Source organism: Adhaeribacter soli (assembly GCF_008727925.1).
Taxonomy (GTDB): Bacteria; Bacteroidota; Bacteroidia; order Cytophagales; family Hymenobacteraceae; genus Adhaeribacter_A; species Adhaeribacter_A soli.
This window is the reverse complement of sequence record NZ_VTWT01000012.1, coordinates 24,759-44,700: the sequence shown is the minus strand read 5'-3', so window position 1 is coordinate 44,700 and position 19,942 is coordinate 24,759. Positions and strand designations below refer to the sequence as shown.

Annotated in this window: 19 protein-coding genes; 12 read left to right on the top strand and 7 right to left on the bottom strand. The window is 46.1% G+C overall.

Going from position 1 to position 19,942, the window contains the following annotated elements:
* The first annotated feature begins 4 nt into the window (after positions 1-4).
* A complete protein-coding gene (locus F0P94_RS17600; RefSeq protein WP_150905503.1) occupies positions 5-1,420 on the top strand; it encodes a S41 family peptidase in 1,416 nt (471 codons plus the stop codon).
* 218 nt (positions 1,421-1,638) lie between these two features.
* On the opposite strand, the gene F0P94_RS17595 is transcribed toward F0P94_RS17600, so the two are convergent.
* The 4 genes from F0P94_RS17595 to F0P94_RS17580 all read right to left on the bottom strand — a co-directional run bounded on the left by F0P94_RS17595 (position 1,639) and on the right by F0P94_RS17580 (position 5,090).
* Positions 1,639-3,513 carry a gliding motility-associated C-terminal domain-containing protein gene (locus tag F0P94_RS17595; RefSeq protein ID WP_150905501.1) on the bottom strand — a complete coding sequence of 625 codons (1,875 nt, stop codon included), beginning with the start codon at positions 3,511-3,513 and terminating at the stop codon, positions 1,639-1,641.
* 71 nt (positions 3,514-3,584) lie between these two features.
* Positions 3,585-3,809: a hypothetical protein gene (locus F0P94_RS17590; protein WP_150905499.1), complete on the bottom strand. Its 225-nt coding sequence runs from the start codon at positions 3,807-3,809 to the stop codon at positions 3,585-3,587.
* Positions 3,784-4,383 (bottom strand): RNA polymerase sigma factor, encoded by a 600-nt coding sequence (locus tag F0P94_RS17585; protein ID WP_150905497.1) that lies wholly within the window; start codon positions 4,381-4,383, stop codon positions 3,784-3,786. The genes F0P94_RS17590 and F0P94_RS17585 overlap by 26 nt, the downstream gene beginning before the upstream one ends.
* 239 nt (positions 4,384-4,622) lie before the next feature.
* Positions 4,623-5,090: a DUF6799 domain-containing protein gene (locus tag F0P94_RS17580; protein WP_150905495.1), complete on the bottom strand. Its 468-nt coding sequence runs from the start codon at positions 5,088-5,090 to the stop codon at positions 4,623-4,625.
* Between the two features lie 172 nt (positions 5,091-5,262).
* Between F0P94_RS17580 and F0P94_RS17575 the strand changes: the two genes are divergently transcribed.
* Together F0P94_RS17575 and F0P94_RS17570 are read left to right on the top strand one after the other, a co-directional pair.
* Entirely contained in the window at positions 5,263-5,658 is a 396-nt protein-coding gene (locus tag F0P94_RS17575) for a YidH family protein (protein WP_191907091.1), read from the top strand.
* Between the two features lie 213 nt (positions 5,659-5,871).
* The gene (locus tag F0P94_RS17570) at positions 5,872-7,119 is read left to right on the top strand and encodes an MFS transporter (RefSeq protein ID WP_150905491.1); all 1,248 of its coding nucleotides are present in this window, start codon (positions 5,872-5,874) and stop codon (positions 7,117-7,119) included.
* A 494-nt stretch (positions 7,120-7,613) separates the two neighbouring features.
* Here F0P94_RS17570 and F0P94_RS17565 read toward each other — a convergent pair whose 3' ends face one another.
* On the bottom strand, positions 7,614-9,167 hold the full coding sequence (locus F0P94_RS17565) for a T9SS type A sorting domain-containing protein (RefSeq protein WP_150905489.1): 1,554 nt from the start codon (positions 9,165-9,167) through the stop codon (positions 7,614-7,616).
* A 1,037-nt stretch (positions 9,168-10,204) separates the two neighbouring features.
* On the opposite strand from F0P94_RS17565, the gene uvrA reads away from it, so the two are divergent.
* Together uvrA and F0P94_RS17555 are read left to right on the top strand one after the other, a co-directional pair.
* Positions 10,205-13,039 carry an excinuclease ABC subunit UvrA gene (uvrA, locus tag F0P94_RS17560; RefSeq protein ID WP_150905710.1) on the top strand — a complete coding sequence of 945 codons (2,835 nt, stop codon included), beginning with the start codon at positions 10,205-10,207 and terminating at the stop codon, positions 13,037-13,039.
* A gap of 59 nt (positions 13,040-13,098) precedes the next feature.
* The gene (locus F0P94_RS17555; protein ID WP_150905487.1) at positions 13,099-13,371 is read left to right on the top strand and encodes a hypothetical protein; all 273 of its coding nucleotides are present in this window, start codon (positions 13,099-13,101) and stop codon (positions 13,369-13,371) included.
* Between the two features lie 48 nt (positions 13,372-13,419).
* Here the strand turns inward: F0P94_RS17555 and F0P94_RS20045 are convergent, their stop codons facing one another.
* Positions 13,420-13,677, bottom strand: coding sequence for a YfbU family protein (locus tag F0P94_RS20045; RefSeq protein ID WP_225307278.1), 258 nt, complete (start codon positions 13,675-13,677; stop codon positions 13,420-13,422).
* Between the two features lie 63 nt (positions 13,678-13,740).
* On the opposite strand from F0P94_RS20045, the gene F0P94_RS17545 reads away from it, so the two are divergent.
* From F0P94_RS17545 to F0P94_RS17515, 7 genes are all read left to right on the top strand, one after another.
* On the top strand, positions 13,741-14,427 hold the full coding sequence (locus F0P94_RS17545) for a transposase (protein ID WP_191907090.1): 687 nt from the start codon (positions 13,741-13,743) through the stop codon (positions 14,425-14,427).
* 35 nt (positions 14,428-14,462) lie between these two features.
* Positions 14,463-15,293: a DUF481 domain-containing protein gene (locus tag F0P94_RS17540; RefSeq protein WP_150905485.1), complete on the top strand. Its 831-nt coding sequence runs from the start codon at positions 14,463-14,465 to the stop codon at positions 15,291-15,293.
* A gap of 50 nt (positions 15,294-15,343) precedes the next feature.
* Complete coding sequence (locus F0P94_RS17535; protein WP_150905483.1) at positions 15,344-15,916, top strand: pentapeptide repeat-containing protein; 573 nt, start codon at positions 15,344-15,346, stop codon at positions 15,914-15,916.
* A gap of 299 nt (positions 15,917-16,215) precedes the next feature.
* Entirely contained in the window at positions 16,216-17,226 is a 1,011-nt protein-coding gene (locus F0P94_RS17530; RefSeq protein WP_150905481.1) for a hypothetical protein, read from the top strand.
* A 174-nt stretch (positions 17,227-17,400) separates the two neighbouring features.
* Positions 17,401-17,598, top strand: a complete 198-nt coding sequence (locus F0P94_RS17525; RefSeq protein WP_150905479.1) for a cysteine-rich CWC family protein — start codon at positions 17,401-17,403, stop codon at positions 17,596-17,598.
* Between the two features lie 92 nt (positions 17,599-17,690).
* Entirely contained in the window at positions 17,691-18,044 is a 354-nt protein-coding gene (locus tag F0P94_RS17520) for a hypothetical protein (protein ID WP_150905477.1), read from the top strand.
* 417 nt (positions 18,045-18,461) lie between these two features.
* A complete protein-coding gene (locus F0P94_RS17515; protein ID WP_150905475.1) occupies positions 18,462-18,986 on the top strand; it encodes a ferritin in 525 nt (174 codons plus the stop codon).
* A gap of 362 nt (positions 18,987-19,348) precedes the next feature.
* On the opposite strand, the gene F0P94_RS17510 is transcribed toward F0P94_RS17515, so the two are convergent.
* Positions 19,349-19,642 carry a (2Fe-2S) ferredoxin domain-containing protein gene (locus F0P94_RS17510; protein WP_150905473.1) on the bottom strand — a complete coding sequence of 98 codons (294 nt, stop codon included), beginning with the start codon at positions 19,640-19,642 and terminating at the stop codon, positions 19,349-19,351.
* Positions 19,643-19,942: the final 300 nt, after the last annotated feature.

The window sequence follows — 19,942 nt, the reverse complement described above, 5'->3', positions numbered from 1 at the left end:
TGCTATGATCAGGAGAAAAATACTCTTGCTGTTGTGCATCCTGCCGGTGCTGTTTGGTTCACAAAGCGCCTGTTCCGAAAAATTAAAAGCTGATGCCACGCACCCCCTTACCGGTGCTTGGTTATTGCATGTAAACAGCACGGATATTGGCGCCGTCCGGACGGTGATGACGATTCAAGCTGGTGAAAATGCTTTTGAAGGGCATACCCGCGGCAATGCAGATAAAAGCCTGATCGGTTTGCCTAAGGCCATGTTGGGTCGTGTTTTTACCGGTTTCTTTGAGCATGGAGCGCTGTTGCATTTCGAAGACGGGGTTTATAAAAAGCTTTCCGAAAACGAATTCAAGGTGGCTGCCCGGTTTACTTCTGCCAGCGGCAAACTTTTATTTCAGGGTACTTTAAAAGGAAATCTTTTGGAAGGCCACCTGACCAACGGCAAAAAAGAAGACAAAGGAAGCATTACCGGTACAAAAGGGAATTACAAATTACCCTTACAAGATAATTACCGGGAAATTGCTGAACAGGCCCTCGCGCTTACTAAGACTAAGATCTTTAATACTAGTCTGGTCCAAACGAAAGACTGGAAGGCCTTTGAAAAATCGGTATTAGAATTATCGGAAAAGGTACAGGACGATGCAGAAATGGTTTTCGGGTTTTACTATTACGCCGGCAAACTTCCATTCTCGCACTTTGCTTTATATCGGAAAACCAACAATCCGGAAGACCTTCCGGAGGATACTGCAAAGGCGCAATTTTTAGATCTGAAAGAAGTTAATCCGGCTACCACGCTGCTGACAATTCGTTCTTTTGCGGGCAATGGAACCCAACTGGACAGTGTATTCACCCTTATCAAGAAAACCGCAAAACCCAATCTGATAATTGATTTACGGGGAAACAGCGGCGGCAATATTTCCGGACTAAAACTGGTGACCAACCTTGCCGATAAAGCCTATCCCGGTGGCGTATTCTTAACCAATAAATGGTTTACAAAGCACCCTAACCCTCCGGTTGAAAATGAAGTACAGCAATTCACAACGTTAACGGAAGCCAACCTGGAGCTTTTATGGGATGGCGTCCATAACCTGGATGGATTAGCGATAAGGGTAATTCCCGAAAAAACAGTTTACCAGGGAAAAGTATTTGTGCTCGTAGATAACGCCACGGCCAGCACCTGCGAATCAATTGTGTATGGGTTGAAACATTATAAACTTGCTACCATTGTCGGCGAAAAAACGGCAGGAGCAATGCTAAACGGCGAGGCTTTCAGCCTTAACGACCAATGGCACATCACCATTCCAACCGCCGATTATTATACTCCGGATGGAAAGCGTTTAGACCAGATTGGCGTGGAGCCGGATAAAAAGGTTTCTTCTAAAGACGCTTTGAATTATGTGCTAAAGAATCTGGTAAAACCAGGTTAGGAAGTAACTGACCTTACGCAAAAAGTTAAAAGGCTATGGTTTCAGACAGAAAAAACTAAAAAGAACCGGCATTAGCGTTCCTCTTTCATTGCCGTCTGCTTTAGCTGACGGTTCCGTCAGCTAAAGCAGACGGCAATGAATAGGTTATAATGTGATCTTGCGATATGTCAGTAGGCAAGGAATTATCGGTTATGCTTTGGTATAAAGAGCTATAATGCTTACTTCACCACTTCCAGCCAGCCCTTGTAAGTTTTATTCAGCTCCGGATCGGTAACCAGGTAGTAATAAATTCCGCTGCTCAGGTTTTCAGTCGGCCAGTTATTCCGGTAATCATCCTGCTGGTAAATCCGAATGCCCCAGCGGTTGTAGATCTCCACGTTCATTTTCCGCTTCGTAGGCGTGCTGATCCGGAAGAAGTCATTTTGCCCGTCCTTGTTCGGCGTGACCAGGTTGGGAATAAAGACCGTATTGCAATCCTGGAAGCTGACTTCAATTTCATCGGTAAAGGAGCTACAGCGGTCGGAAGCGGTTAGCCGGTAATTTCCTGCTGCTTTTATAATTCGGGAAGCCGTTTGCAGGCCATCGTGCCACAGATAATTTATTCCCGGTTTTGGCGCAATACTAATTTGCAAACTTCCATTTTCGCATAAAACCGTATCTTTTCCGAGGGAAAAACCGGCCAACGGCACCAGATATTTTACCTGAACCGAATCGGAAGTCATGCAGCCTTCAGCCGTAGTAGCTCTTACTTTGTATTTCCCGGCTTGCATAATTTGAACCTGTTGCGAAGTTTCGCCGGTGTTCCACTGGTAAGAGGCAAAGCCGGAAGCAGCACTTAAGTTTAAGGTTTGGCCGCTGCACAAAACGGTATCTCTAAAGGCAAAAAGTCCGGAAGGCGTAAACTGCTTGATCTCGATGGTATCGGTAATGCTGCCGCAAGCGTAAGTAGCTTCTACCCAGTATTTGCCCGGTGCAGTGGCATTTATAGTGCGGGTAGTTGCGCCGGTGTTCCAGCGGTAGGAGGTAAAGGCGCTTTTTGCCTGAAGCGGTAAAATGATAACAGCATTGGCACAATAAAGCGTATCGTGCCCGATCGAAAAACCCTGCTCAAAATCCTGCCTTGTCCGGATGCGGATGGTATCGGTTAAGAAGCCACAACCAAAATCAGCATTCACCCAGTAAGTGCCCGGTTGGGTGATGCTGATGGACGCCGTAGTTTCGCCGGTACTCCATTGGTAGGAAGCAAAGCCGGCCGGGGCAGTAAGCGTTTGGTTTACCGGTTGGTTGTTGCAAAGCAGTTGGTCGGGACCAATATTCAGGCTGTAATTGGCTGCCGTAACCGGAACTACGGAAACATCGTCGAGAAAATAAAATGCTCGGGGAACATTAAGTGGATTCCGGAAAGTAAATTGTTGAAAATTTGTTGAGTCATTTAACTTAAAGTTCCCGATCGTAAGGTATTTTTCCCCTCCTGAAGCAGTAAAGAATCCGGAGATCAGAACAAATTGGGTAGAATCGTTTAATAGATTTCCTTTTGTATTGCTGATCTGGGGTTTTGTAGTACCTACAATTGCGGAATCGTTATTTGTAGATAAATAAGCTCCTATTGCATCAACAGCTCCGTAATCATTTGTGTCATAGCCTATTTCCTTTCCTACGTGTACATAAAATTGGACCCTGTAAACGCAATTTGCCTGTAATTCTTTCAGAAGCTTTACTCTGGCAAAACTTCTCCATCCGAAAATGTTGCCGGTTAGCCAACTCGCATGTGCATATAGATATAAGCCTGTAGATGCTTGTCCTGATCTGATCCGAGTATTTCTATTGTGAAAGACGTAATTACTTTTTGGAGGTAAAAAACAATTGTTGAAGTATATAAATAAATTGGTTATCCCCAAATTATTATTGATTTTAGGAATAAACCAGTTCTTTAAATAAGTAGTTGGTGTTTCTGCAGTATCAATAACTACCGGCCCATGAACCGTATCGCAATGAATAGCCTGTTCAAAGCCCGGATTTGGCACTAAATTCTGGCTGAAACCTATCTTTAGAAAAGCAACCAGCAGCAAAAGGGTGAGAAAAGCATTCCGCATACCTTCGGTAAATTATAACAGTAATTACCAAAGCTAACAGAAATGCCCCTAAAACAAAAAAGTTTGCAGCCTTACGACTGCAAACTTAAATTTTGGGAGTAGATCAAAATATTGCTGATGCATTTGCGGCTTGGTTCCGGTTTCTCCAGTTCTCCTTTCGAAAGCAGGAGGTCGGCGCACGCTTCAGCCAGTTCCTGGTCCACCATTAAGGCGCATTCCAGTTGGGTTTTTACTTCATCCGGCAGTTCATCATATACATACTGAATGAGTTCATTGTGGGTAAAGGTTTTGATCATATACTTTAGGTGTGGTGGACATTTTCTTCCGCAAGTTGATCAACGCGTAGCGCATCCGTCCAAGCGCCGTGTTGATGCTCACCCCGGTTGCCTCCGCAATCTCCTGAAAGCTCATGTCCGCATAGTGCCGCATAATCAGCACTTCCTTCTGGTTTTCCGGCAAAAGCTCGATCATCGCCTTTAGCCGGGCAAACGTTTCTTCCCGAATCTGCAAAGCCTCCGCGGAGTCTTCTGCATAATTTAACGAGTTGAACGCTTTAATATTGTCTTCTAACTGTAAAGTCGGATTTCTTTTTTCCTTCCGGAAATAATCGATGGCCAGGTTATGCGCAATCCGGCTGATCCAGGAAGAGAACTTGCCTTCCTCGTTATAGCGGCCGCTTTTCATGGTATGGATTGCCTTGATAAAAGAATCCTGCAGCAGGTCTTCTGCTACGTCGGCATCTTTTACAATAAGCATAATAGAAGTAAACACCCGGTTTTTATGGCGGTTCACCAGTTGTTCGAATGCTTTTTCGTCACCTGCGATATAGAGCGATACCAGTTCGGAATCGTTTCTGAGAGAAATATTCATATAAACCTACAAGATAAAAGTAATGTAGACGTTTATATCATAAGCAGGCGTTAAAGTGAAGGGTTAATAAGTTTAATTCTGATAAATCAAATTTAGCCACCTTTTTCTTAAAAGTCAAGTGCTTTTGTTAAAATTATTCTGTTTTTCAGGAAAATTTTTGCTGTTATCGCCTTGCCTGCAAAAAGCGTTTGCTTTTTTTTCAGGTAGTTATCGGTTGCAAGGCCGCTACCGCGGTAAAACTATTTCGTTTCGGTTGTTCGAATAGTGTCGCGTACTGCCTTGCGACCGGTACTATCGTTTATGATTACCCGGGTTTTTTCGGTAACGGTAATGGTGCGTTCCGAATCGCCGGTTACGCGTTGCTTCTGCTCCCGGATCTCTTTCGGGGCGATCATGTCGTCTTCCAGGATCACCTTGTTTCCCTGTTTGTTAATAGCATACCCTTCGGCTAATTTTTCTTTCCGGCCGTCCGGGAAAACCACCGTGCCGTTGGTCATAACTTTGGTGCCGTTTTCGGCGGTGTACGTGCGGGTAAGGGGGCTTTCTTTTCCTTTCCGGATCTCTACCATTTTTCCGAATTTTTTAGCGGCCCCGTCGCGCATGGCATGTTTCGGAGCGCCTTTCCGGGGCATGGTGGCCTGGGCCGAAGCCTGAAATACAAATAAAGCCAAAGCCCAGCACAGAAAAAGTTTAAAGGCAGTCTGCATAAATAAAAAAATAAAAAGGTAAACGAAGAAAGCCGGCCGGGAAACAAGAGCCGTTTGCTGATTTATACGCGCGCCTGCCTAAACCGATGCAAAAGCCGGGTGTTATTTTAGTTGCGTAATGGCTAAGTCCGGGCATAGGTGCGTAAACAGTAGGGTAACAGCCCCGAAAAGTATGAAGCAAAGCGAAGCCGAACACCTGAAGCGAAACCTGTTCGTAAAGGAAATAGAGAACACCGAGATCCGCGACAGCCTGGCTCTGGAACGCACCCGGTTTGCCAACGAACGGACTTTTCTGGCTTACGTGCGCACGGCCATGGGGCTGGTGCTGGGCGGTTTTTCCATGGTACAGTTTTTCCACCACAAGGTTTTTGTCTGGGTAGGCGGCGTATTCGTACCTATCGGCCTGTTGGTTGGTTTGCTTGGGTTGAAGAAATACCTGGAAAAAAGAAAAACAATCTCCGAAAAAAGAGCCGCATATACCCTCACCAGTCAGTTTCACGCGAAATTCGCCGCCAATCAAAATCACACGGAAGGCAATTCCTCCCCAAACAGTTCTGCCGAAAGCTAGGGCACTGTCAATTTAAATTATAGAATTTGCTTGGCGGGATTTTCAATCCCGTCTTAAATGAGCCGTGGGATTTGCAATCCCACTTTCTATAAATTAAATTGGTCGAGCACAAGGGGCACCAAACGCTACCAATTCGGGCTAAAAAGTACCTGGCCCGCCTGCTGCATTTTCTGGCCGCTTTGCCGTAGCTTTGCTGCCCGAAATTTATTTTCCATGGAACCTTCCTTTGTAGAAAAGCACGACCCGTACGCGGCTCTTAAAGTCCCGGAATTCCGGTTATACGTAGCGGCCCGCTGGTGCATTACCATTGCCCTTCAGATTCAGGCCGTAGTGGTGGGGTGGCAGATCTACCAGATCACCAAAGATCCGCTTTCTTTAGGGTTAATTGGCCTGGCCGAAGCCATTCCTTCCATAATTGTGGCTTTGTATGCCGGCTACATTGCCGATAACTACAACCGGAAAATGATCATCATCTCTACCATTTCGGTACTGGTGTTCTGTTCGGCGGCTTTGCTTTTCTTTACCCTGGATGCCGGGAAAACCATTCTCGCCATTGGCGTGCTGCCGATCTACCTGGTTATTTTTCTCAGCGGTATTGCCCGCGGATTTCTGGGGCCGGCCAATTTTTCGTTTATGCCCCAGCTTTTGCCTCACCGGAGATATTACGCCAATGCCATTACCTGGAGCAGCACTACCTGGCAGGCTGCCTCGGTAGCCGGACCAGCCATTGGCGGCCTGCTCTTCGGATTTCTGGGCATAACGGCTGCTTACGCGGTAGATGTGGCGCTTACCGTACTTGCCCTGGGTTTTTACCTGCTCATCAAAGCCAAACCCTTACCCGAAACTTCTGAAAAGCTCAGCATGAAAGAAAGCCTGCTCTCGGGAATAAAATTTGTCTTCGGGAACCAGCTTATTCTGGGGGCCATTTCCCTCGACCTGTTTGCCGTATTATTTGGTGGAGCCGTAGCCTTGCTACCGATCTTTGCTTCCGACATCCTGCAAACCGGTCCGCAAGGCCTGGGCTTTTTGCGCGCCGCACCGGCAATTGGTTCGGTATTAATGGCCTTATACCTGGCCCACCGGCCCATAAATGTAAACGCTGGAAAAAAGATGCTGCTTTGCGTGGCCGGTTTCGGGGTGTGCATCATTCTCTTCGGGATTTCCAGAAACTTCTGGTTCTCCTTGGCCATGCTCGCGCTCAGCGGCATGTTCGACAGCATCAGCGTTATTATCCGTTCCACCCTCATTCATACCTTTACCCCGGAATACATGAAAGGCCGCGTTTCGGCCGTGAACAATATTTTTGTGGGCTCATCCAATGAGATCGGTTCTTTCGAATCCGGCGCGGTAGCCCGCTTAATGGGCGTAGTCCCCTCCGTAGTTTTCGGCGGCTGCATGACCATTCTGGTGGTTGGTATTACCGCACTAAAAGCCAAAAAACTCCGCAATCTTCAGATGTGAGGTTCGATTGTTCGAATTTTCGAAGGCTAGTTCTGTTTACTAAGTTTAAGCTCAAAGCTAGTACAATGTCATTTTAACCAGAGGTTATTTATCATGAATCAAAATTTCTCTGTAGCGTAGGGTTTAAACCCTACGCTACAGAGAAATTTACTAGCCGAAAGCAATTTCAAAAGCTGCTCTGGGCATTTATGAGATGGCTTCTATTAGTATTTGCTTGACGGGATTTGTGAATCCCGTCTTAACCGAGCCGTGGGATTTGTAATCCCACTTTCTAAAAGTTAACTTGATTATGTACCATTGCGTATTTGCTGGCTTCCAAAAGAACGACCTTCTGTACCGAGGCAATTGAATATCGAACATCGAATTGTCAAAAATTGAACAATCGAGTATCGAACTATTTAATATCCAAAATACGAACTACGAAAATTCGAAAATCCAGGCATAAAAAATCCCGGGAGAAGCTCCCGGGATTTTTATTTATATGCAGTTGTGCTTTAATGGATAATGACCTTCTGAACCGCGGTTACCTTACCGTTTTTCGCCGACAGGATGTAGATTCCGCCGCCTGAGTCTAGTCTCGGTAGCTCAAAGGCCGTCTGGTCGCTCGGAATGTCGCGGCTGAACACCAACCTGCCCGTCAGATCCCTTATTTCTACTGTAAGCGGCTGATGCGAGTCGGCGCCGTTTATTTCTACGCTACAGTTCCGGTCGCGGCACGGGTTTGGAATTAACTGAATGCCCAGATCGCCTTTCCCGTTTTCGCCGCCAACCCTGATCACTTTTGAGTGGGCGTTGGTTCCGTCATAATCGATCTGGTTCAGGCGGTAGTAATTTATGCCCTTGGCCGGTTGCTTATCCAGGAAGGTGTAATCGATCCGGGAATTAGAGTTGCCCGAGCCGCGCACCGTACCAATCGTTTCGAAATGACGGCCGTCGGCGCTTCGTTCCACTTCAAAACGGTCGTTATTTATTTCGGAGGCCGTGCTCCATTTCAGCGCAATGCCTTCGTTGGTTTGCTGGCCCTTAAAGCTCATCAGTTCTACCGGAAGTGGTGCAATACCGCAAGCCGGGTCATTGTTCAGCAGATCGAAGGTTTGGGTGAAGGCGCCCTCCGTAGTGGTAATGGTAATGGTTACCATCCTGCCGGTAGCACCAGGGCCGGTCACCGATTCTTCCGGGATCTGCCAGATAAAGGTTTCCGTACTATCCGGGGCTACGTTGGTCCACGGCGAGCTCGGGTTGGTAAACGTCAGCAGGCCGGGAGTGGCGTTGGCGGTCCAGGTTCTTTCATCGGTAAGAGGACTGCTGGCGGTAGCGCCGTTGGTAGAGAAAGAAACTGAAAGTACATTGGCGGCACAGATCTTAGACAGGAAGAACTCCGGCCGGAAGAACCCGGGATCGGCGCCTACCTGGCTGCCAATTAACTGATAACCGAAGCAGCAATCCTGTTTGTAGCAAGGCGTATTGATGGTGGTTGGGCAAGGCGGTTTCGGTACACAATTATCGATATCGAATACCACGCTGCCAAACCGCTGCATTTGCCAGCTACGGCCAGCCTGCGCGGTTACCGCCAGGGTACGGCCGGAAGGCGCATTCAGGTCGGCATTCCGCACCACGTAGTAATAAACCTCAAACCCGCCGTAGCTGAACGTGCCGGCATTTCTGGCGTCGAACGCGATCAGCGAATCCTGGAAAGGATTGATCACGTCGTGGTTATAGCGGTTGCGGAATTTGGAGGTAGGCCTTACCGCCGGTTTGGTGGCCGCGCCTTTGCCGGGCAGTTCGAATGTGGCCCGTTTAAAAGTGGATTCGCTGAAGTTGATAATTTTCAGTTTCATGATGCTGGTGCCGTCGCCCTGGTCTTTCGGGGCGTACAGATCGAACTGAAAGCAATCGTCGCTCAGCGTACAAATAGGCTCTTCCTGGCATCCGGGCGGAACGTTACAAACATCTATCCGGGCATTATCCAGGGTTTGTCCGAGACCTGGGGTAGCAAAGGAAACGAGCAGTACGAGTAGAATTTTTACAAATAAATATAAATTTTTCATGGTTTCACGGGTTATGGTTAATTAAGGGCATGGTGCAGATCTTTAAAGTGGGGTAATTACTGGAGACAGGTAGCCAAGCGCTTTGGAGAAAGCGGGGGAGTGTATGAGGTGTATGCTAATGTTGGGGCCGCTTTATTTATAATAGCAGGTAGCGGCAACGGAAGTGGGGAAGGATGGAATTGTCCGGTTTTCAGGCGGAAAAGCTTCGCTATAACCCGCCGAAAGGGAAGGCACGCGTTTTCATGGTTAAAAGAAAATTCTTTTAATTAAATTGTACTATTAGGGTGAAATAAAGCCAGGGTGATTTTAATTCGGTTTACTTTTTCTTTCCGGTGCGAAAAGTAAAAAGGAAACGGAGAGAGAAATAAATAGGCTGAAATCTAGGGCTTTGCACTAAGGTGGTTGCTGCATGTATATTTTTTTCATAGCTTATTCCGGTTGCGTTTATAAATCAATTGAGTTGTATTATTTATATTGAATTAAACGGCGAGCGTAGAAAAAAAGGTAGTGGTTGGTTCAAAAAAAGCCTTTAATGACCCGGAAAAGTATTTTGGGTGATATAGCTTTCTGGTTTAAGTACAATATTTGTATCTTTTGTTTTGTGTAAGTGCGTTGTAAATCAGATAATTACATTATTTGAATATAGGCATTGCTGTGGTGGTTTTCGGGCCTTCCGGAATTTACCTGCCTTTGGAAATAAACTGCTTCTGAATTTGCACCTTAATAAGTAATTTTACCCAAACCTTTCCGGCTTCGTAAGGTACGCTCAAAGGGTAGTTTTTCCGGCTTAAAAACTGCTTGCAAGTTGCTAAACCTTTTAAGTTGAAAACCACTGGCAGCCTATTCGCCTTTTAAACCAGAAAACTACCTGTGTAACGGTAGACAAACTGCCGTAAAAAGTCAAAGCATAACGCTGGACTTTCGGCACGAAAAGCTGCCCGGAAACGTTAAGAATAACTATGGCAAAATCGAAGAAATCTGCTCCCGTAAATACCCCCGCCCAAGCTTCTGAATCCGCAATAACCGCTCCGCCGGTAATGGAAGAACTGGAAGGCATTGAAAGTCTGGACCCGCGGGAATACATTATCATAAAAGGCGCGCGCGTGCACAACCTCAAAAACCTGAGCGTAGCGCTGCCCCGCAACAAATTCATCGTGATTACCGGCCTTTCCGGCTCCGGCAAATCTTCCCTGGCTTTCGATACGCTTTATGCCGAAGGCCAGCGAATGTACGTGGAAAGCTTAAGCTCTTACGCCCGTCAGTTTCTGGGCAGAATGGACAAACCCGACGTAGATTACATCAAAGGCATCAGTCCGGCCATTGCCATCGAGCAAAAAGTAAATATTAAAAATAACCGCTCTACTGTTGGCACAAGTACCGAAATTTACGATTACCTGAAACTGCTTTACGCCCGCATCGGCCAGACCTTTTCGCCGGTTTCCGGCAAGCAGGTGCGTAAAGATTCCGTTACGGATGTAGTAGATTTTATCTTCAGTTTACCGGAAAGCAGCCGCGTAATGATCCTGGCGCCGCTGCCTTTAGACCGCCAAAGAGATTTAAAACGCGAACTGGAACTGCTGCTGCAGAAAGGCTACGCCCGTATTGTGGTAGACGAAGAAGTGGTGTTCATTGAAGATGCCCTGGAAAACAATATGCCGAAGCCGGGAAAAAGTATCTTTATTTTAATTGACCGCGCCGTAGTACAACCCGGTGACGAAGACCTGCAGTTCCGAATTGCCGACTCCGTACAGACCGCTTTCTTCGAAGGCCATTCCGAATGCCACGTCCGCGTAATGCCTTCCGCCGAAGGCCAATCGGAAAAAAGCGAGGAGCTGAACCATGTTTTCTCCGACCGTTTCGAACTCGATGGCATTGTATTCGAAGAACCGAACGTTAATTTCTTCAGCTTTAATAATTCCTACGGCGCATGTCCGCGTTGCGAAGGTTTTGGCTCCGTACTGGGCATCGATCCGGACCTGGTAATTCCCGATAAAAGCCTGACGGTTTACGAAGGTGCCATTGCGCCGTGGCGAAGCGATAAAATGAACGAAGAATTTCAGCAGCCGCTTATCAAAAACGGTATCCGCTTCGATTTTCCCATTCACCGGCCCTACAACGAACTCTCCGAGCAAGAACAGCAATTGCTCTGGACGGGCAATAAATATTTCCGGGGCCTCGATGCATTTTTCAAGCACGTAGAAGCCCAGAGCTATAAAATTCAGTACCGCGTAATGATGAGCCGTTACCGCGGCCGCACCGTTTGCCCGGATTGCCGCGGCACGCGTTTGCGCAAAGATGCCGGCTACGTGAAAATTAACGGCGTAAACATCATGGACCTGGTGCTGAAACCGATCACCGAAACCTTAGATTTCTTCGAAAACATTCAGCTTACCGAACACGAAACCCGCGTAGCCGAACGCCTGGTGCTGGAAATTACCAAACGCCTCAGCTATTTAAAACGCGTTGGCCTGGGTTATTTAACCTTGAATCGTCTTTCCAATACCCTTTCCGGCGGCGAAAGCCAACGCATTAACCTGGCAACTTCGCTCGGTTCGGCCCTGGTGGGCTCGATGTACATTCTGGACGAACCAAGCATCGGCCTGCACCCGCGCGACGGCGAACAATTAATTGGCGTGCTGCAAAGTCTGCAAAAACTGGGCAACACGGTAATTGTGGTAGAGCACGACGAAAAAATGATGGAGATCGCCGACCAGATCATCGATATCGGTCCGGAAGCGGGCACGGGCGGTGGAAATCTGATGTTCCAGGGCACGTACCCGGAAATTCTGAAAGACGCCAGCACTTATACCGGTAAATATCTGAGCGGAAAAATGGGCGTACCAGTACCAGACACGCGCCGCAAAGCCCGCAACTTTATCGAAATTACCGGCGCCCGCGAAAACAACCTGAAAAACGTAAGCGTGAATTTTCCGCTGGGCGTAATAACGGTGGTAACCGGCGTTTCCGGCTCCGGAAAATCGACCTTAATTAAGCGTATTCTGCACCCTGCCCTGCAAAAACACCTCGGCGGCCACTCCGACGCTACCGGCAAATTCGACAAGATAGGAGGGGCTACCAACAAAATTTCGCACGTGGAGTTCGTGGACCAGAACCCGATCGGGAAATCGTCGCGTTCCAACCCGGTAACCTACGTGAAAGCCTACGACGCCATCCGGACGCTTTTTGCCGACCAGCCGCTGGCCAAAGCCCGCGGTTTCAAGCCCTCGCATTTCTCTTTCAACATAGAAGGCGGCCGCTGCGAAGTGTGCCAGGGCGAAGGCCAGGTAAAGATCGAAATGCAGTTTATGGCCGATATTTACCTGACCTGCGAAAGCTGCCACGGTCAGAAATTCAAGCAGGACATTCTGGATATAAAATACCAGGAGAAAAGCATTGCCGACGTGCTGGATATGACCATTGCCGACAGTATTACCTTCTTTAAAGACCAGCCGAAAGTAGCCGAAAAACTGAAACCGCTCGACGACGTGGGACTGGGTTACATCCGCCTGGGGCAATCGAGCAACACGCTTTCCGGCGGCGAGGCGCAGCGCGTAAAACTGGCATCTTTCCTTACCAAAGGCGCCACCACGCACAATGAAAACATCCTCTTCATCTTCGACGAACCCAGCACCGGCCTCCACTTCCACGACATCAGTAAACTGCTCTCCGCCATCAACGCCCTCATCGACAAAGGTAATTCCGTGGTCATCATCGAGCACAACATGGACATCGTAAAATGCGCCGACTGGATCATCGACATGGGTCCCGAAGGCGGCATCAACGGCGGTTATTTACTCTTCGAAGGAACGCCAGAAGATATGGTGAAGCTGGATGATAATTACACCGCGCAGTTTTTGAAGGAGAAGTTGTAGGAAAGGATGGTCGTTTCATGTTTTTGTTTATATTAGGACTTGAACTAAACTAAAAAGCTATGAGCGTTAAAGGGAATTTATTGAAATTTAAAGTTGAGGTAGAAGGGGTTGATCAAACATTCGCACTTAATTTGTTAAATGTTTCTCATTATTATCTATTTATGGATAAGGATGAAATTTTTAACCTACATATTTATTTTAATGGCAGAGTTGAGCCTGAAATATTTTATGGAGGTAATGCTGACATTATAGCAAATGCTATTTCTAGGGCAATGGGCAATGATATAGAATATGGTTTGGAACTTGAATTAGATGCTGTAAGTGGTAATTAATTATTTCTTAGAAATGTAAAAAGGCCCTGAAAACTCAGGGCCTTTTTATTAATAAACTACTTCAGCGATTTTCTTTAGTGCGTCCTTGGGTAATCTATAGTTATCTAAAGAACTATTGAAAACTTTAAGCATTCTTCTGTAAGCATCAATTGTTGAACTGTCATGAGAATTTAGATAAGCGTTTTCATGTTCATCATAAAGGCCTTTATCTTTAATGATAAACTTAGCATACCAATAGTGTTTGTCATTATTTTGGTCGAAACCTTTAAACTGTAATTTGTATCTCCCCGGCCTGTCCCCCGACAGGCCGGAACACCGCCGCCCAAACCAAGCAGAAATCTTTTGTATTTCCCATCACGTTAGCTTCGCATGGAGCAAAACCATTTCAGAGCGCCCCGAAATTCGCAGATGCTGCTGGGCGAAGTCTATTTCTGGACTGATACCATAAAAGGCTGGCGTAAACTGCTAAAGCCTCATGAGTACAAAGCCATAATCATAAATCAATTGCAATGGTTGGTCAGCCGGAAAAAGGTTGCTGTTTATGGCTATGTGATTATGCCTAACCATATTCATCTAATCTGGGAAATGCTGGAGAAGAATGGAAAAGAAATGCCGCACGCCTCCTTTAACAAATGGACGAGCAGCGCTTTCTTAAAAGATATCCAGCAAAACCACCCGCAAGTGCTTCCTTATTTCATTGAACAAACCAACGAACGGAACCACCGGTTCTGGCAACGCGACCCGCTTGCTATTCTGCTGGACTCCAAAGCAAAATTAGAACAGAAGCTCGATTACTTGCACCTGAATCCATTACACAAACGCTGGCAACTGGCTACCGCACCTGAAGATTACCCGTGGTCTTCGGCTAAGTATTATCTGACAGGTGAAGATGAGTTTAATATTTTGACGGATTATCGGGAAGAATGTAAATTGGACGGAGGTGCTTCCGGTCTGTCAGGGGACAGACCGGGGAAACTAGAACTCAAAACGCTATCTTTTTCACCTGAAAAGGTAGCATTTCACTTCTTAAACAAACCAACCCGCACTAAAATTTAATTTGTAAGCCTGCCCGGCAAGCAGTAAACTTGTAGATGCAATTTTTTTCTCTTAAAGCGGTTGGGCTGTTGGTGTTGGTTTTTGCTTTTCAGAATGTTGCCAATGCCCAGATCGTAAACATTGAGCAGGGGCGGAGCAGCCGCGATTCCAGTAATTTCTTTGCCGGCAAGTTCACCACCAGTTTCTCGCTTTATAACCAGAATGCCGGCAAAAACCGCCCGAACAACTACCTGCAACTATCCCTGAACGGCGATGTGGCTTATAATTCGGTACAGCATACTTATCTTTTGCTGAATTATTACAACTACCTGCTCGTAAACTACTCCGATAAAACCCAGCGCAAGACCATTGCCAAACAAGGCTATTCCCATTTCCGGGTAAACCTGCACCGGGAGCAACGGCTGTCGTACGAAATGTTCGGACAGGGGCAGATCGAAAAAGCTCGCGGCCTGGAATTGCGCACGCTTGCCGGCGGCTACCTGCGTTTTAGGCTGATGAAGAATTTTAAGGATGTGAACGTGTACCTGGGAACCGGCCTGATGCACGAGCACGAAGAATGGGAAAACCCGGAAGCGGAAAACCGGCTGGTAGTGTCCGATATGCTGAAAACCACCAATTACGTAAGCGCCCGCACCAAACTCCAAAGCAACGTAGAAGCCTCCGCCATTATCTATTACCAGACCGGCTACGCCAAAGCCATCGACGATTTCCGCAACCGCATCAGCGGCGATGTTGGCTTAGACGTAAAACTAGGCAGGTTCCTGGCTTTCAGAACCAGCTTTAATTGCGCTTATGAAGACGAACCAGTGGTGCCTGTTACCAAATTTGTTTATGCCATCCGGAACGGCTTAACGGTAGCGTTTTAGCCGGAAAAACTGCTTAATTTGTGATGATTAAGTGAATTATTTAGAAAACCATGCAGGAACAATCCTACGACTATCAAACTTTCGAGAAGCTCGATTATTCCGGCAAAAAGCTCAACGGTCGCGAGTTTATCGACTGCACGTTTAAGCACTGCAACTTTGCCAACGCCGACCTGAGCCGCAACGAGTTTACCGATTGTGTTTTCGAAGACTGCAACCTGAGCATGGCCAAACTTACAGCTGCTAAACTTGCCAACGTCACCTTCCGGAACTGCAAACTAATCGGCGTAAGCTTTATGAGTTGCAACGATTTTCTTTTCGAAGTCAGTTTCCGGAATTGCGCCTTAGATCTCACCGATTTCTACAAAAAGAAACTGAAGAAAACCACTTTCCAGGATTGCAGCATCAAAGAAGCCAATTTCGCCGAAGCCGACCTTACCGAAGCTAAATTCCTGAATTGCGACCTCCACCAAACCACCTTCGACCGCACCAACCTCGAAAAAGCTGATTTTACCTCCGCCTATAACTACACCATCGATCCTGAAATAAACCGCCTGAAAAAAGCAAAGTTTTCGGTAAACGGTCTGGCCGGTTTGCTGGAGAAATATGGTATCGAGATCCGGTAAAAAGGATTAATTCTAACAGAAGTATCTTCTTAAAACATATAACTGAGTTGTCTTCCGGTGGATTCCTGCCAGTTCCAGTTCAGATTGTGAATGAATGCATAACCCTGAAAGCCGTCCGGATTCTTCCTGTCAGCCAGCAGGGCCACGCATTTCTATGGCATTCTCCAGTTGCAGTACAATTCCATCCTGCTATAAAACGCATGTTGATCGGGGTACTTCCTTGTCCTAATAACACGCTTCTTGTTTAATTTATTTACTTTTGCAGCTTTATTAACTAAACCCCAACCTTAAATTAAAAAATGAGAAAAGCTTATTTATTGGCTTTCATGCTTCTTGCAATTTTTCAGAATGCCTTTGCGGGCGAAGAAATCGACGTAAAAGCGGAGTTCAAAAAAAGAAAATTAGTGGTTGTGCTTCAGGATGAAGATGCAGCTTTCATTGAAAAGCTTACCAAAAGCGGTAATACGTCCGGCATTGAAGTGTACCGGAGCAAGCTTCAAAAGAATAACGAACGCGTAATGGCTGCTTTTAAAGAGCAGTGGAAAGAAACGCCTCTGGAATTCATGCAATCGGGTAAGGCTGATGCTTTACCGCGTGCTGAACAGAGTGAGCTGGCAATGCTTACTTACGGAAATAGCACCGTAGAAAAGATCAAATTCATGAACTACCATCTTGCCATGGTGATAGCCAATGTTTCTAAAAAGAACAAGACAACTTACGGAACCCGCAACAGAGATTTTAAAGTTTCTCTGGCCAACGAAATACCAACCCAGGGCGATCTGACCTACGTAATAAAAAAGATAAAGAATTATTATGGCATTGGCGAAACCTTCGACCGGAAGAACTTGGAAGCTAAATTAGCCTCCAAAACCCTGTACCTCGATAAAGAGAACCTGGGTAAACTAAATGAAGAAGCCATCAAAGAATCCTACAAATTCCCTTACAAACTTGTTTCCGATCTAACCATCGATTCTTTGGCGAATACGAAAGACAAAAATGCGCTGTATTTAAAACTTGATACCTATTCTACCCAACAGGCAGGAGAAATAATCAATTTTACCATTATTGAAAGCGAAACGGGAGAGGTATTATCAAGATCACATATGACTGGCGTGGCAAGCTTTAGCATTAACATGCCTTCCGAGAAAAGTTTGCAGGCTAGCGGGCGGCTTATATATGATTGTGTGTTTTGTGATACCATTGGTGAAGAATTGTTCCGGGTATACACGGCAAAGCCTAAACTGGAGAAAGTAATTCTGAAGCATATGTCTTCTTCAAAAACGCAGCTTACGTGGTATAAGGAATTATAAAAGGCTTCGCTGCTTTTAATTCCTAAAGCTTTGTTTACCGGCCTCTATCCCTGTTGTGAGAAAGATTTTTTTTCAGATTAGGGGTAGAGGCTTTTTTCATAGTTTTCAAATTCAGGGCTTCTATAATCTTAAGAGTAATTCTGACTTATTAATGTTAATAATGCTATAAGATCTATGAAAGACGAAAACGCTAAATCCACCATCTCCTGCTTTCAATGCGGCGCCGAATTAATTTGCGGAGCCGTAAACGGCGATGCCACCTGCTGGTGCGACAGCCTGCCAAACATTATGCCCCTGAACCAGGAAGCTGCCAGTTGCTATTGCCAAACCTGTCTGGAAAAAGAGCTTCAAAAGAAACGATCCGAAAACTGACAACTATCACCTCTCTTTATTTGGACTAATTCTAAACTAAGCTTATCTTTGCAGCAGATTCGTTTTAAAAGCAATCGCATCGCTTAAAAACTATGGGAACCGCTGCCAATACCTTAGTAGAAATTTTCCGGACCGAATTCGGCGCTGTTTACCAGTGCAACCGTTATGACGTTTACTGGGTCGAGTTCGCCGGCGGCTTTTCTTCCTTCAAATTCTCCGATTTCTTTTACCTGAAGCAGCGTGTAGAAGCTATCGATGTAGTGGAAATGGCCCAGAACCCCGCGCGTGTTGCCGATGTAGTAGTGCTGAACCCGCTTTGTTCCGACCGCTGCTTCGTATTGACCCTAACCGATGTGCTCCACTTTCGCGAACTGTTGCAGGGCGCTAAAGTGATGATCGAGCTGAACAGCATCATCAACGAAAGCCTGCACGGCATGATGGTGTAGCTAAGAAGAAGGTAGAAAGAGGAAAGAAGAAGGATTTTTTCGGCAAAATGGTTTAAGGTCTGTAACAAACAGGCCTTTTTTAATGTCCTTTGTTGCGGGTTAGCAAAAGGCTTTTGGTTCCTCTTAAATGCAGTCCTTCAAAACGCCGGTAAGTTCCTTCCGCTCCCGCTCCCCGAAACTCTTCGGGGCAAGCACGATGACAATATGCGAAATTTTTCATCTTCAAATTTCCAAATCTTCAAATTTCCAAATTACCTCATTAGCACATTACCACATCAGCACATTAAACTATTAATTTAGACTGAATATGTATTAAGCTGATTCTGGTACGGTTAGTAACTATTTTCCGAAAAGTCAGTTAAATTTAAGTCAGGGATAGGCATTCGTTCCTGATTTTTGATTTTAACAATTACGAAAATGAAAGACTTACTTCGCCTGAAAACTTCGCTTACCGAAGAAATAGAAACGCTACTGAATGAGCAGATAAAAGTAGAAGCCCACTCTTCGGCCGTTTACCTGGCCATGGCTTCGTGGTGCGACCGCAACGGGTTCGATTGCAGCGCCAGATATTTTCAGAAACAATCCGGCGAAGAACGGGAGCACATGCTCAAGCTTTTCAATTACGTAAGCGATCTGGGTGGCCGCGCCATTTCCCCGGAGATCGCCAATATCCCGCAGGAGTTCGAATCGTTCCGGGGCGTGTTTGAGCAGGCCCTGCAGCAGGAGATCTACGTAACGCAACAGTTTAACCGCATGGCCGCCAAGTGCATCAAAGCCAACGATTTTGTTACCTTCCAGTTCATCCAGTGGTTCCTGAAAGAGCAGATCGAAGAAGAATACGTTGCCCGCCGCGCCCTCGAATTATTTGAAGTGATTGGCGAAGAAGGCACCGGCCGCTACGAAATCGACAAGCGCGTACCAAAGATCAAGTACGATAATTAAATTTGAAGATTTGAAGATGTGGAAATTTGAAAATGATTTTTCCGCACCCAATAAAAAAAGGTAGCGTAGAGTTTAAACCCTACGCTACCTTTTTTTATTAACCAATGTAGAGACGTAATATATTACGTCTCCACTTTTTTTACGCCGTCTACCCTTAGTGGTGTCTTGACTATAGCCGTCAGGATAAGCCATTTATTGCGTCATCCCGCCCTTGTGGAGGGAACTATCGCTTACCAAACCCGAACGATAGGCATTTCTTGCTATGCTCAAATGCCATAGTAATATGTATAAGTTTCCTCGGCGTTGCTCGGAATAACCAATTTCCTCCAAACCTGCCGTTGTCGGTGTTTTCACCAATAACTCTATATCGGATTTTCGTTTTGCTGAGCGTTCAGAATATACTGCTGAAAAATGTTTTGTACCTTATATTCGCTAACCTCATAAAGCCATTGGTTCTGAGGCTGAATGCAAACGACAGGCGCCAGTTTGCAACGGTCGGTGCAATCGGTTTTAATTATTTCTACGTCGTTTTTCAGGCCGTAACTTTTACATAATTCCCGGAAAGCCTTGCCTGCTTCCTTTCCCCCGCGCTTTTTGCACTTGTCGCCGGTGCACACGTAAATCACCTGCTTCGGGGTTTTGTATTCTCTGCTCATCTAAAGTTTGGGTGGATCTTCAGCTTATCTACGAAGTAAACGTAAATTGTTGCCGGAATCATATTACAAAGCGTTTGTTTTTTGTCTGAAATTATACCGTTTTACCGGAAGGCAGGTTATCCGGGCTGGAAAATGAAACCCCATCCCGGAAATACTTTTGAAGTTGCCGACCAGGAATTTTATAAAGAAAAAGCCCTTTCAGAAAAGCCGAGGCCGGATCACAGCGGCCGGATTAGGCAATGCGCGCCAAAATTGCTAACTATGCAGCCCAGAAAACGCTATTAAAAACTCCCAATAAAC